Here is a 12,825-nt window from a genome sequence, read left to right as displayed (position 1 = left end):
ATTATTCACATGCGATTACTTCGCAGAGAAAAGCATATTTAAAATATTCTGATAGATAGGCTCTAATTGTTTCGACGGTACTTTTAAAGGCGCGAGTCGACGGTAAATCGTGCCTTCGATCATCACCGCGGTAATTTCCACGCAGCAGCGAATATGTTCATCGCTCAGATGGGGGAATTGTTTTTTCAGGTGCGCACAGGCGTTGGTAAACATCCGGGCATCGGCTGCGATCAGCATGGCCGCCACCTGCGGGTTACGGGTCGCCTCGGCAGACATTTCGAGCATCAACGCATCGTCGTCTTCGTTGAGCGTCTGACGCCAGGCGAGCGCCTGCGGCATCCCTTCCACCACCGTTTTATCCTGCATCCCTTCGATGCGTGAGTCGATAATGCGGCGGATCATCTCTTCAATAATCGCGTCTTTGTTACTGAAATAACGGTAAATTTGCCCGACGCTAAGCTTCGCCTCACTGGCAATTTGCGACATGCTGGCGGCGTGAAATCCGCTGGCGCGAAAGCAGCGACGCGCGGCGGTGATGATTTCGTCCTGACGTTGTTTTTGTCGTTCTTCCAGCTTTGTGCTCATCGTCGTATACCGTGCAAAAGTGAGAATGATCGTTCTCAGGCAAAAGTGAGAATGATCGTTCTCAGTATACGTTTTGGATGCGTATTGGAAAGGCTTTTTTTATTTAGTTATTGAGTGAATGTTTCTGTATTAAAAAAAAGGAGGAAATTAGGAGTTTTTATGAAGGTTAAGCTGTGAGATATTCAAATTGCGCGGAAAATAAGGAGAGGAATATGCACCTGAGCATAACAGATAATGTAACACCCGCAGAAAAAGAAGAGCTATTTGTGGGGTTAAGAGCCTATAACGGACAGTTTATCGATCTGACAAACTTTAGCGGCGACATTGGCGTTTATGTACGAGACGATAAAGGCGTCATGCTCGGCGGGCTCATTGGGGTGCGTAAAGGCGACTGGCTGAATATCGACTTTCTCTGGGTCAGCGACACCGTGCGGGGTACCGGCGTGGGCAGCCAGCTTATCAAAACGGCGGAAGATGAAGCCAGACGCAAAGGCTGCAAGCATGCGCTGGTGGATACCGTCAGCTTCCAGGCGCGTCCGTTCTATGAAAAACAGGGGTACCAGTTGCAGATGTCTTTGCAGGATTATCCGTACCCGGGCATGCAGCGACATTACCTGGCGAAAGTCCTTTAAGCTCTGAATCCGTAGGCCGGGTAAGCGCAGCATCACCCGGCCATACCCGCATATAACTTATCCTTCTTATTGATTCTTTTTCGTTTTTTATTTCACCGCCTCGTTGTCGATATCGTCACTACAACATTCAGCAAAAGGAACTTTCTCGTGAAACGTCGATTGGGTGCTCTGGTTCTCGCTGGCCTGCTGCTGGCAGGGTGCGATCAAAGTGGCAGCGATGCCAAACACATAAAAGTGGGCGTCATCAACGGCGCTGAACAGGACGTGGCGGAAGTCGCCAAAAAGGTGGCAAAAGAAAAATATGGCCTGGACGTGGAGCTGGTCGGATTCAGCGGCTCGCTATTGCCCAACGATGCCACAAATCAGGGAGAGCTGGATGCCAACGTCTTCCAGCATCGCCCGTTCCTTGCAGAAGATAACAAAGCGCATGGCTACAAGCTGGTGGCCGTGGCGAATACCTTTGTTTTTCCGATGGCCGGCTATTCCCGCAAAATCAAATCCGTCTCTGACCTGAAGGACGGGGCGACTATCGCCATACCAAACGATCCGACCAACCTTGGCCGCGCGCTGCTGCTGCTGCAAAAAGAGAAGCTCATCACCCTGAAGCCGGACACCGGGCTGCTGCCGACGGCGCTGGATATTACCGCCAACCCTAAGCAGCTGAAAATCATGGAACTGGAAGGGGCACAGCTGCCGCGCGTGCTGGATGACCCGAAAGTGGATGTCGCCATCATCAGCACTACCTATATTCAGCAAACAGGGCTATCGCCGGTGCATGACAGCGTCTTTATTGAAGATAAAAACTCGCCGTACGTGAACATCGTGGTGACGCGCGAAGACAACAAAGACGCGGAGAACGTGAAGGCGTTTATCCAGTCGTATCAGTCACCGGAAGTGGCGAAAGCGGCAGAGACGATCTTCAACGGCGGGGCGGTGCCGGGCTGGTAAAGGTGCCGGCAGTAAACGCGGTGATGAAAATGGCCCGATTCCATCGGTAATCGCCCTTTAACCCACAGCGCCAATTGTGACGGCTGGCTATCCTCCTTATCACACCAACCGGAGGATAGCCCATGAACATTACCCAAATTCGCAATGCCACCCTGCTGATTACCTACGCCGGAAAACGCCTTTTAATCGACCCGATGCTGGCCCCGAAAGGTGCTTATCCGGGCTTTCCCGGCACGGCGCATGCCGAACGCCGTAACCCGACGGTCGAACTTCCCGTCGACGTCAATACGCTGCTGAACGCCGACGCGGTGATCGTCACCCATACCCATGACGATCACTGGGATCGCACCGCGGCAGAGCTGATCGCCAAAGACAAACCTATCTACGTGCAAAACGATCGTGACGCCGCGCTGCTGCGCAGCCAGGGATTTACCAACCTGACGATCATGACCGACGAGACCACCTTCGGGGAGGTTCGGATTGCGAAAACGTACGGCGGCCAGCACGGGACCGACCGCGCTTACGCCGTGCCAGAACTGGCGGAGCGGCTGGGCGAGGCCTGTGGCGTGGTGCTGCGTCATCCTGATGAGAAGACGCTCTATCTTGCCGGGGATACCATCTGGCGCGAAGAGGTGGCAGCCGATCTGCAAAAACACCAGCCGGATGTGGTGGTACTGAACGCCGGTTATGCCCACGTCATCGGCTTTGGGCCCATTATTATGGGGCAGGAGGACGTGCTCAACGTTCATTTCCTGCTGCCGCAGGCTAAAATCGTCGCGAGCCACATGGAGGCGATTAACCACTGCCTGTTGACCCGCAGCGCGCTGCGTGAGTACGTTGAAGCCAACCAGGTGAGCGATGCGGTGAGCATTCCCCAGGATGGCGAAACCGTTATATTCTGAGTGCGTTAACGGGAAAGGAGAGACAGATGTCGCTAATCAACGTCGCGATTGTCGCGGTAGACGGGTTCAGCCCGTTCCACTACTCCGTTCCCTGCATTCTGTTTGGTGATTCGGTCTCCGGCGAAAAGCGCTTTAACGTGACGATCTGCGCCGAAACGCCGGGGTTTCTTACCTCAAAAGACGGGTTTGCCCTCAACGCCACGCAGGATTACACCGCCATCGGGCAGGCCGACATTGTTGTCGTTCCCTACTGGCAGCACGTCCTTGAACGGCCGCCTCAGGCGCTGCTTGACAGCCTGGTGTTGGCGAGAGACAACGGCGCGGAAATTGTCGGCCTGTGTCTGGGGTCGTTTGTGCTGGCCTGGGCGGGGATCCTCGACGATAAACGGGCCGCCACCCACTGGGAGTTTGAACATCATTTCCAGTCGCTCTTTCCGAACGTTCAGCTGGATATCAATGCCCTCTACGTGGATGACGGCAATATCATCACCTCTGCCGGTACCGCGGCTGCGCTGGACTGCTGCCTGTACATCATTCGCCAGCGTTTTGGCAGCGTCGTCGCCAACCAGATTGCCCGTCGGATGATTGTACCGCCCCATCGCGAGGGCGGGCAGGCGCAGTTCATCGCCCAGCCGGTTCCGAAAGATACCCGTGACGCACGTATTAACTGCCTGATCGACTACCTGCAGCAGCACATCACCGAACCGCATAGTCTGGACTCGCTGGCGGAGGTGGTTTCGATGAGCCGCCGCACGCTGACTCGTCATTTTATTAAAGCCACGGGGATGAGCGTCGCCGACTGGCTTACCGCCGAACGCCTGCGGCGCAGCCAGATTTTGCTTGAAGCCAGAAATATGCCCGTTGAGAGCGTGGCGGAGCTGGTGGGATTTAATTCCGCCATCACCTGGCGACAGCAGTTTAAGGCGCGCTTTGGGGTGAGCCCAGCGGAGTGGCGAAAGACGTTCCGTGTTCATCCGTCTTTATAATTCTGTCGCGATGGAATAAAAAGGCGTGGGGGACATTTTCGGGGTGACGGCTACGAACGCCCCTAACGAGCGCGCTTTAAACACCGTAATCTATTATTTTCTACTTTAGCGCCAGTGTCTTTTTAGCGTGGTCCTGTTTTTTTTGCTGAAAATGCTGATGTATCAGACGGGTTACAAGACGCATCTCTTCCGGTTAAGATATTGCACGTTACTTTCCAGAAGAAAAGGTAGTGGCATGAACAATATTGAAACGCAGTTACTTGAATCAGGTTTCACCGTAAAAGAGTTAGCGTATCTGAACCGAAACATCAGTCGTTATGGTTCATCCTTGCTCGAGGTCGTGCTTGAGTTAGGTAAGCGATTTATCATGGTTCTGTGTATTACTGCGGCTGTGGCTCTGATTTTCCTGGCGCTTATTTTTTTCGCTGAACATTACAATCTTGTTTCCGGGGGCATCTCTCTTTTCATCGTGTTAGCGATTGTCTGGTTTTTTCAACCCCCGGTCATTACCTACAAAGCCTGGCGCTACAGAAAGAAATACATTAGTTCTGGCCAGACGCATTAGAAATTAAATCAAACGAGACTTTTGCAGAGACACCCCAGCCGACAATTTTCATAGTGAGCGCTGCGCGATTCATACCGTCTACCTTGCGGTAGAAATCCAGCGGGAGATAGCGAAACAGACGCCATGATTCGGGTTTTCGGATGGCGCCAAATACCGTATAGACGCTTGCTGCCAGGCTTACGCTATTGAAGACTCCCAGTGCTGATTCACGTTTAAATCCCATAAACTGAGCGATATCCATGACGCCATCTGCCAGCATACCTTCAGATTTTGGTTGATGTTGAAGCGTTCTGTTAATTTCTTTTGAAATAGCATTTGCACCATCCATAACCAGAATCGCTCCTGCAAGCGCACCCACTGGATTCATTGTCATCATTGCACCAACGCCTGCAACAATCTGTAACCCGGAAAGTACAACCTTTATCGACGAGATAAAGTAACCGATGACTTTGTTATTTTCTTTAACCAGCTCAATCTGAGCAAAAAGCTGAGCTGTACGTGAGCGAAGCATTCTGCTTTGATCAAGAAGACTTTCGTTCTCAGCCCGGATGTTTTTCAGGCATTCCATGCACTCATCATGACTTCTGGCCGCCCGGGTAGCGCTAAACTGTTGCATTACAAATTGCCGAATATCATCCATAAATTTAATTCGTGCGAGTCCGTCGCTGAGATGTTGCCCTCCGACAATATTCGCAGTATTGATAAGCTTTCGGGCTTCAAGGTTAATCATTGTTTCAGCCCATGCACGGGTGTTCTGACCAGGGAAAAGTGCAATATCCATTTTAATTTTCTCATCTGATAACCAATGTTTACAGATTATCCAGCCAGCAGAAACTGACAACAATAAATTGGATAATTTATCGCGAGCTCAGAATTCGCTGAAGCATATACCTGCGGAAATCATCATCGTCGTTGATGGCGACCATGAGAGGGATGACTGGAGAAAAGTAATTAAGGAAACAAACACTTACCCCAGCCTCTCCACCCTCGTCTCCCCCTCCTCCATCGACAGCTGATACAGCGAAAACGATCTGTGCTTCTCAATCAACGTCGCCAGCTCCGGCGAGTGGCTGGTGAGCCAGATCTGCGAGTAGCGGCTGGCCTCGGCGATTAAGCTCGCCAGGGCGGGCAGCATCTGTGGGTGCAGGCTGTTTTCCGGTTCGTTTAACGCGATAAACGCCGGCGGGCGCGGGCTTAACAGCGCCACCGCCAGGCACAGAAAGCGCAGGGTGCCGTCGGAGAACTCCGCCGGTTCCAGCGGCCTGCTCAGCCCCTCGCGCTGCATCATCATGCGAAAATGTCCGCCGCTGTTGTCGCTGTAAAACACGCAGCCGGGGAAGGCCTGGTCAAGGATGCGCATCAGCAGCAGCTCGTCGCCAATCTCCACGATAGTCTGAAACGCCGCCGCCAGGTTGGCGCCGTCGCTGGCCAGCACCGGGGAGCGGAAACCGACCTGCGGGGCGCGCATCGCCGAGCCGATTGATACAGAAAACTCATGATAAAAGCGCCAGTTACGCAGGGACTCGCGCATCTGCGACACTTCCGGGTAAAGGTGCGGTTCGCCAAGCTGCCCGAATACCGATTCGTTCTCGTACAGCGTGCCGCTGTGGGTCACTTTTTCATGATGCACGTTGTTCAGAAACACGGCCTGATTCCTGCGCTTCATCAGCTGTGACGACGGTCGACGGTGCTGGCCGCTCAGCCAGATGGACTCCTCTTTGATCACCGGGTCGAGTTGAAACTGTGAGGGATACGGCAGCTTCTCCACAAAACCGACCTGCAGCTCGTATTCGTAGGTCTCAGTTTCTACCGCCAGATTCATCCGCCGCAGCTGGTCGCTGCGGGTTTTGCCTGCCCAGAACACCTTCAGAATGCCGCCCTCGTTCGCCAGCGCCTGGGAAAACTGCCCTTGCGCGGCGCTGTGCATCAGGTGTATCGCCTTGTAAATATTGGATTTTCCTGTACCGTTCGGCCCGAAGACGATATTGAGCTGCTCCAGCTCCAGCGACATCTCGCGGATGGAGCGGTAGTTTTGAATGTGCAGGGTGTTGATCACAGGCAGGCCCCTTTTGCAGAATAAGCCTGTATATAATCACAGTCTTTAGATGAAATGCAAAAAAGAGACGACAGTGAGGATGTCGTCTAAACGGGGTACTGCTTTGGGCCTCTATGGGTCAATGGGGCCTTCGCATTTTTTTCATCACTTGACTGCCAGACGCAGACCCAAATCATCAGGATAGGGATCAAAGTAGTTTTGCGTCATCAGATACCGGTCGGGGTATTCGGCCAGGTAGTGCTTCAGCAGCGTGATCGGCGCGAGGATAGGCAACTGTCCGTTGCGATAATGCAGGATCACATCGCGCAGCTCGCCGCGCTGGCGGGTGTTGAGCTGGTTACGAAAATAACCCTGAATATGCATCAGCACGTTGGTGTGATTCTTCCGTGAAGCAGGTTTTTTCAGGATGGTCATCAGCTTTTCCCGGTACGCCACGAAGAAGGCGTCCAGGTCTTCCCACTCGTGCAGCGAGGCAACGAACGGGCCAATCTCACGGTAGCCCGCCTGATGGTGCGCCAGCAGCTGAAGCTTGTAGCGGCTGTGGAAGTCCAGCAGCGCGCGGCGCGTCAGGCCATTTTTACGTATCGTGTTGAGTTCGTGCAGCGCAAAAACGCGCTCGACGAAGTTTTCCCGCAGCACCGGGTCGTGCAGGCGTCCGTCCTCTTCAACGGGCAGCCACGGCAAGGTTTCAAGGAGGGCGGCGGTGAACAGCCCGACCCCCTCCTTGCGGCCCCGGTTGCCGTTTTCATCGTACAGCCGCACGCGTTCCATGCCGCAGCTTGGGGATTTTGCACAGACAACAAAGCCTGCGAGGTCGCCGATTTTCGGCAAATAATCTGCCGCAAAGTCAGCCATTTTCTGCGTAACGTCTTCGTGAGGCGCGTGGCTGAAGCGCATCTGCGTTTCTCCGTCTGTCGTGACGATCAGACGCAGCGCCGGGCGAGGCGTCGGCAGGCCGATGGCCATCTCCGGGCAGACGGGCCTGAAATTCACCCACTGGGCCAGCTCATCCATGATGAAGCCCATGCGCTTATGTCCGCCGTCAAAGCGAACGGCGGATCCGGTCAAACATCCGCTAATACCGAGCACAGGTTTCGTTGTCATGGTGTAGTCCTCCCGTTCATATAACTAAAACTTACACAACATGACTAATTTGTCCAAGTATTCGCGGAACTATTTTTTATAATCCTTTAAAATCAACGCCTCTTAACTTCCCTTGTAGGTCGAGTAGCCGTACTGGCTAAGCAGAAGTGGGATGTGCAGCTTCTCGTTGGTGCGGGTCACGGTAAACAGCACCGGGATCTCCGGGAAGAAGGTATCCAGCTTTTTGCCGTGGAAATACTCTGCGGTTTTAAAGGTTACTTTGTACACGCCAGGCTGCATATCCTGATCCTGCGGATAGAGCGATTTGATACGGCCATCGTGGTCGGTTTTGCCGCTGGCAATCGGGGTCCATTTGTCCTGCTGCTGCTTCTCCAGCGTAACGGTAACGTCTGATGGCGGCATTCCGGTTTGCTGGTCAAGAATGTGGACGCTTAGCGTGCCGGCAGGGGCGCTAAAGGCGGCAGGGGCGAAGGCCATCGAGGCCAGGATCAGCAGAGGGGCAGTTTTTTTCATAGTGTTTTCCTGTTGAGTTATTCGTCACAGGAAAACGTTAGCATCTGCGGCGCGGGAAAATATTCAACTTTTCGTGAAGATTCCCGCAGGAGAAAATTATCAGAGGATAATCACTTCAAGCGATACCTGCTGCTGCCACTGCTCCACCTGCTTTTTCCGCCCGGCGGTGAGCTTGCCGCTGGTGACCAGCAGCCATTTCCGCTCCGGGAAAATCTCCGGTGCCAGCGCGTCTGGTGGAACTGGCAGAATGTCGATGCGGTGGCCCTGCCCGGTGCGCGTTAGGGCTTCGAGCCAGATCTCGCATGGGTCGTTCAGGTGCCAGCCGCTGAGCAGAATATTGTCGCCCGGCGCTTTTTTATCGCCTTCTAGGCAAAACGAGGTGTAGGCGATGATGATGCCGTCGAGGATCGCGCGCAGGGTCATGGCGGCGGCGACGTTAGCCGAGACCTGGCTGCGCAGCGGACGCAGTACGTTCGCGACCAGTTCCGGCCTTGGGTACTCGCGCCCGGCATCGTAAATCATCTGGCGCAGGGACTCGACTTTGCCGTCCTGCAGGCGTTGCAGCATGCTCTGCTGCAGCGTTTGCCAGTTGTTGGTCCGCCCCGGCGTCGGGCGCTCCAGCAGCGGTTTGACCTGGCCAATCGGGACGCCTTTTTTTACCCAGTCGAGGATTTTGAGCGCCTGCTGGACGTCCTCATCACTGTACTGGCGGTGGCCGCCTTCCGTGCGCTGTGGCTTGAGTAAACCGTAGCGACGCTGCCACGCCCGCAGGGTGGTGGCGGTGATGCCGCTGAGTCTGGCGAATTCGCCGATGGAGTAAGCCATGTCCGTGTCCAGGGTGGAGGAATACTCTCAATATACTACGAATTTTCCCGAACGGGATGAAGCGCCAAAACGGTGCACTACACTTAACATCCAACCGTGCAAATGAAAGGAATTCTCATGAAGCTATGGCCTGTTGTGACCGGTGTTGCGATTGCCCTGACGCTGGTCGCCTGTAAATCCCCCACGCCGCCGAAAGGCGTGCAGCCTATTACCAACTTTGAAGCCAGCCGCTATCTCGGCAAATGGTACGAAGTTGCCCGTCTGGAAAACCGCTTTGAACGCGGTCTGGAACAGGTGACGGCGACCTACGGCGAGCGCAGCGACGGCGGCATAAGCGTGCTTAACCGGGGTTTTGATCCGGTTAAGAACAAGTGGAACGAGAGCGAGGGCAAAGCCTACTTTACCGGCGAGCCGACCACCGCCGCGCTGAAGGTATCGTTCTTCGGCCCGTTCTACGGCGGGTATAACGTGATCAGGCTGGACGATAAGTACCAGTACGCGCTGGTGAGCGGCCCGAACCGCGACTATCTGTGGATCCTGTCACGCACGCCGACCATCCCGGATGCGGTGAAGCAGGATTACCTGAACACCGCGCGCAGTCTGGGCTTCCGGGTTGATCAGCTGGTATGGGTGAAGCAGTAAAAATCGTGCTTTCTTCCAGGGGCATTACTGGCTCGCCTGGATAGACTTCCTTTAAAAGCCCAACGGAGAAAGACGACATGAACGGGCGAGCGGAGCTGCCATCCCGGTGGGGAGCGTTACAGCAGCTACAGGATATTCTCCTTGCGGCAGGCGTGCCGATGGAAAACGTCACCGTGGTGGTACCGAGGAATGGGGTGATGAGGAACAGATCTCAAAGAGTGGGTTGAAATAGTTCGGTTTTCTAATCATGATCCCCCCATGAAAATAGAAACCGCACTCCCCAAACACTTTGAACGTCTGGTCGCGATCTGGGAATCTTCCGTTCGCGCCACCCATCACTTTTTACAAGAAAGCGATATTGCGGCGCTGCGCCCGTTATTGCTCAACGCCTATCTACCTAACCTCAAGGTCGTGATTGCTCGCGATGACGCAGGCGTTATTCACGGCTTTTTGGGCGTGGATGAAAACCGCATTGAAATGCTTTTTGTGGATGACGCGAGCCGAGGGAAGGGCGTCGGGAAATTGCTGCTAAAACACGCCATCGCCGAGTTTGGCGTAAACGAAGTGGACGTGAATGAGCAGAACCCGCAGGGCGTCGCATTTTATCGCCATATGGGGTTTGAGCAGGTCGGACGCTCGGAACTGGACGGGCAGGGGAATCCGTTTCCGTTGTTGCATATGCGGTTGAGTGGACAGGCTTAACTCCCCGTTCCTGTGGAAGAGAGAGTCTGCGAACTAGTTGCTGGTAATTTGCCCGATGATTACACCACGCACTTTTTCGTCATCGAAGGAATAAGAGACGGTATTACTCTGGATGAATCCATCATGCACTGGCGTCTCATGATAAAAAAGCATCGCTTTCTTTGTGGCGATCTCCTTATTACCGAACAGTTTAACTAAATTCCCGTGAGTAGCATTCAACAACGGAACATTAGCGACTGAGACTCTGACTGGTTCCGTTGTTTTTGCACACTTTTTATGAATCCCATCCCTGGCTATGGCTAGTGCCGTTAACAATCCTGCACCCATTTCGTTATCAGAAATGAACCAGTAATTCGTGCCATCGTCGTCATGAAGGCAGACCCAACGAGTGGAACTGTCTTTGTTGACTGGTGTGCTGGAGATGTCTGCCAGATGAGTAACCTCCATTTGCACGGTTTTCTTACCGATGGTGATGATTGGGGTAAGGGGCATTGTTGTTGAAATTTCCGTCAGCGAGCCGTCTTCATCGTAATACCGGGTCGCGAAGCCGGTCATTTCCGTTGCTGAGACGTGCGAACTGACTGCAACGAGTAATGGCAATAAACAAAATAAACGCTTCATTTGACAATCAATACCGTATCGTTGCTTTTCCAGATACTCCTTCTGGCACTCAGAGGAGCAATGATGCAGCCCTCAGAAGAGTCGTCGGGGTGCAAACTGCTTTTACCATGTATTTTAAATGAGTCCCTACCACACATATCATTTGTCGAGTAGGGCGTGAGACTGAGAGTATATTTCCCAGTGTGGGCTGAATTATAAGGGGACCCAATAGTGTAGGTACCTCGTGGCAGCGGTCCGCTGTTTTTTACACATTCTTGTGACGGATCGTTTTTGTAACCACTTGCACCTGCGTAATCTGCATCAAATTGGTAGACACCATCCAGATAAAATTTATGCTCTTTTACATCATATTCCCAGGACATACTTTCTCCTCAAGCGCGTTCGTTCCATGTATCAGAGTGAGTGATGTTTCCATCAATGTAGTGCCATGTGATTTTTTCATATGTCAGATCTACATATTCATGGTGTGTATAGTGTTCGTTATGCGGATGTTTAATATCAAACATGACAGGTTCAATTTGAACAACTCTTGCATTTTCTAACGTTGTCTTAAAGTAAGCCTCTTCGAGTCCGTTATAGTTGATTTTGTAAAATATGAATTCAGCTTTTTTTAGTGTTTGTCCAGTGCACAAGGCTTTGTATAGATATGAGGATGATGAATCAATCTCTTTCATGAATGCATAGGTACTACAAATGCGTTTTGCTGTGATTTTACCGGAGAGTTTATCTATAGGCTGTTCTATAGAATGCATAAATTCAATCACTTCTATTGAACCTTCGCGACCCATTATATCGACAGATCCATTAATCCTCCGGCCTGAATCATCCTCGAGCCATAAGTAAACAGGTATAGCCATCTCAATCTCCTTTTATAGACTGAGGGAAACTACTCTTCATTAATATTTTGAATTGTGACTTACATTTCAAAACAGGAATACTAAAGAATTTTGGTTGGTTTAATAGAAAGTTGCTGTTGCGAGATATGGATGGGGTCAATTAATGTTATAAAATTTATAAGCTTGATTTATGATTATTCGTCCATCGCAAGAATAGTGGTCACTAAAAAAGCATCAAATATTGAAATGAAGAATATCATTAAATAATGAATCTATACCGGGATTATCGCTTAGCCTACTTATCCCATTTTAATAAGTCGACGATATCTTTCTCACCTTCGGCTTTTTTCAGCAGGCGCTGCTTTTTTTCAAACTCAATGTATTCTGAGCACGCCTTCTCATCAGCTGCTTTCTTACTGATTTAGCCTGCTCCTTCTAAAACGTCCCGGTCGTTAAATTGCAGGAACTGATCGAGTTTGGTTTGCCAGTAGCTAAACGCGACCCTAACAAATCTAAATCCGGAAAAGCACCGACATTTCAGATTCGTATTACGCCAGAGTTGAAAGCACAGTTTGAAGAGGCGGCGAAAGAAGAGGGGATGAGTGTGGGGAATTGGCTTAAATCATTAGGACGAAAAGAGCTAGAAAAAGAGAACAACAAGGCAATAGATTTATTTTATTGCCTTGTTGGTATATTAATTAATTTCATGCAAAATATAAACAGATGTAGCTTCTATAAAATCATCTTGCTCAATAGTATGTATATGTAATCTACCAGCATATTTTGACATGAATTTCCCATCAACATATTGTGTAATTTCATTATCGATATAATCACAAATATTATCATATTTTTCGCATGAGGTATGTATTTTTTTATTAAGTATGTTTGTTAACCTTTCATCATAA

Annotated in this window: 16 protein-coding genes and 3 pseudogenes; 9 read left to right on the top strand and 10 right to left on the bottom strand. The window is 51.5% G+C overall.

All coding sequences use genetic code 11. The annotated features are described in order from the left end of the window. Positions 1 to 15: 15 nt before the first annotated feature. Positions 16 to 585, bottom strand: a complete 570-nt coding sequence (locus tag INF73_RS19680; protein ID WP_193541665.1) for a TetR/AcrR family transcriptional regulator — start codon at positions 583 to 585, stop codon at positions 16 to 18. A 212-nt stretch (positions 586 to 797) separates the two neighbouring features. Between INF73_RS19680 and INF73_RS19675 the strand changes: the two genes are divergently transcribed. From INF73_RS19675 to INF73_RS19655, 5 genes are all read left to right on the top strand, one after another. Further along, positions 798 to 1,217: a GNAT family N-acetyltransferase gene (locus tag INF73_RS19675; RefSeq protein ID WP_028014988.1), complete on the top strand. Its 420-nt coding sequence runs from the start codon at positions 798 to 800 to the stop codon at positions 1,215 to 1,217. 147 nt (positions 1,218 to 1,364) lie between these two features. Then, positions 1,365 to 2,165: a lipoprotein NlpA gene (gene nlpA / locus INF73_RS19670; RefSeq protein WP_028014989.1), complete on the top strand. Its 801-nt coding sequence runs from the start codon at positions 1,365 to 1,367 to the stop codon at positions 2,163 to 2,165. 122 nt (positions 2,166 to 2,287) lie between these two features. Beyond that, on the top strand, positions 2,288 to 3,067 hold the full coding sequence (locus INF73_RS19665) for an MBL fold metallo-hydrolase (protein ID WP_193541667.1): 780 nt from the start codon (positions 2,288 to 2,290) through the stop codon (positions 3,065 to 3,067). Positions 3,068 to 3,093: 26 nt separating this feature from the next. Next, a complete protein-coding gene (locus tag INF73_RS19660; RefSeq protein WP_193541669.1) occupies positions 3,094 to 4,053 on the top strand; it encodes a GlxA family transcriptional regulator in 960 nt (319 codons plus the stop codon). Positions 4,054 to 4,288: 235 nt separating this feature from the next. Continuing rightward, positions 4,289 to 4,618, top strand: coding sequence for a hypothetical protein (locus INF73_RS19655; RefSeq protein ID WP_041911688.1), 330 nt, complete (start codon positions 4,289 to 4,291; stop codon positions 4,616 to 4,618). Here INF73_RS19655 and INF73_RS19650 read toward each other — a convergent pair. From INF73_RS19650 to INF73_RS19630, 5 genes are all read right to left on the bottom strand, one after another. Beyond that, on the bottom strand, positions 4,596 to 5,399 hold the full coding sequence (locus INF73_RS19650; protein WP_045260812.1) for a DUF4225 domain-containing protein: 804 nt from the start codon (positions 5,397 to 5,399) through the stop codon (positions 4,596 to 4,598). The genes INF73_RS19655 and INF73_RS19650 overlap by 23 nt on opposite strands. Positions 5,400 to 5,585: 186 nt before the next feature. Continuing rightward, positions 5,586 to 6,674, bottom strand: a complete 1,089-nt coding sequence (locus INF73_RS19645) for an AAA family ATPase (RefSeq protein WP_045260811.1) — start codon at positions 6,672 to 6,674, stop codon at positions 5,586 to 5,588. Positions 6,675 to 6,818: 144 nt separating this feature from the next. Beyond that, entirely contained in the window at positions 6,819 to 7,778 is a 960-nt protein-coding gene (locus INF73_RS19640; protein ID WP_193541671.1) for a DUF523 and DUF1722 domain-containing protein, read from the bottom strand. 102 nt (positions 7,779 to 7,880) lie between these two features. After that, positions 7,881 to 8,291, bottom strand: a complete 411-nt coding sequence (gene uraH, locus INF73_RS19635) for a hydroxyisourate hydrolase (protein ID WP_069733374.1) — start codon at positions 8,289 to 8,291, stop codon at positions 7,881 to 7,883. A 99-nt stretch (positions 8,292 to 8,390) separates the two neighbouring features. Further along, entirely contained in the window at positions 8,391 to 9,116 is a 726-nt protein-coding gene (locus tag INF73_RS19630) for a MerR family transcriptional regulator (RefSeq protein ID WP_028014996.1), read from the bottom strand. 117 nt (positions 9,117 to 9,233) lie between these two features. Between INF73_RS19630 and INF73_RS19625 the strand changes: the two genes are divergently transcribed. The 3 genes and pseudogenes from INF73_RS19625 to INF73_RS19620 all read left to right on the top strand — a co-directional run bounded on the left by INF73_RS19625 (position 9,234) and on the right by INF73_RS19620 (position 10,460). Further along, positions 9,234 to 9,758: a lipocalin family protein gene (locus tag INF73_RS19625; protein WP_047366898.1), complete on the top strand. Its 525-nt coding sequence runs from the start codon at positions 9,234 to 9,236 to the stop codon at positions 9,756 to 9,758. 113 nt (positions 9,759 to 9,871) lie between these two features. Further along, positions 9,872 to 9,985, top strand: a pseudogene (locus INF73_RS22150) (class I SAM-dependent methyltransferase); the annotation flags it as partial. A gap of 31 nt (positions 9,986 to 10,016) precedes the next feature. After that, on the top strand, positions 10,017 to 10,460 hold the full coding sequence (locus INF73_RS19620; RefSeq protein ID WP_048960256.1) for an acetyltransferase: 444 nt from the start codon (positions 10,017 to 10,019) through the stop codon (positions 10,458 to 10,460). A 33-nt stretch (positions 10,461 to 10,493) separates the two neighbouring features. Here INF73_RS19620 and INF73_RS19615 read toward each other — a convergent pair whose 3' ends face one another. From INF73_RS19615 to rhuM, 4 genes and pseudogenes are all read right to left on the bottom strand, one after another. Continuing rightward, positions 10,494 to 11,081: a hypothetical protein gene (locus tag INF73_RS19615; protein ID WP_227413034.1), complete on the bottom strand. Its 588-nt coding sequence runs from the start codon at positions 11,079 to 11,081 to the stop codon at positions 10,494 to 10,496. Continuing rightward, positions 11,078 to 11,443 carry a tlde1 domain-containing protein gene (locus tag INF73_RS19610; protein ID WP_193541673.1) on the bottom strand — a complete coding sequence of 122 codons (366 nt, stop codon included), beginning with the start codon at positions 11,441 to 11,443 and terminating at the stop codon, positions 11,078 to 11,080. Before INF73_RS19610 ends, INF73_RS19615 begins: the two co-directional genes overlap by 4 nt. Positions 11,444 to 11,452: 9 nt before the next feature. Beyond that, positions 11,453 to 11,938 (bottom strand): type VI secretion system tube protein TssD, encoded by a 486-nt coding sequence (locus tag INF73_RS19605; protein ID WP_193541675.1) that lies wholly within the window; start codon positions 11,936 to 11,938, stop codon positions 11,453 to 11,455. Positions 11,939 to 12,212: 274 nt separating this feature from the next. After that, positions 12,213 to 12,404 (bottom strand): annotated as a pseudogene (gene rhuM, locus INF73_RS22145) (RhuM family protein); the annotation flags it as partial. On the opposite strand from rhuM, the pseudogene INF73_RS22140 reads away from it, so the two are divergent. After that, positions 12,399 to 12,566 (top strand): annotated as a pseudogene (locus INF73_RS22140) (toxin-antitoxin system HicB family antitoxin); the annotation flags it as partial. The pseudogenes rhuM and INF73_RS22140 sit on opposite strands and share 6 nt — an antisense overlap. Positions 12,567 to 12,825 lie beyond the last annotated feature (259 nt).

It is taken from the genome of Enterobacter cloacae complex sp. P6RS (assembly GCF_014982245.1).
GTDB lineage: Bacteria > Pseudomonadota > Gammaproteobacteria > Enterobacterales > Enterobacteriaceae > Enterobacter > Enterobacter bugandensis.
The sequence above is the reverse complement of the archived record's forward strand: the minus strand, read 5'-3'. Positions and strand labels throughout refer to the sequence as shown.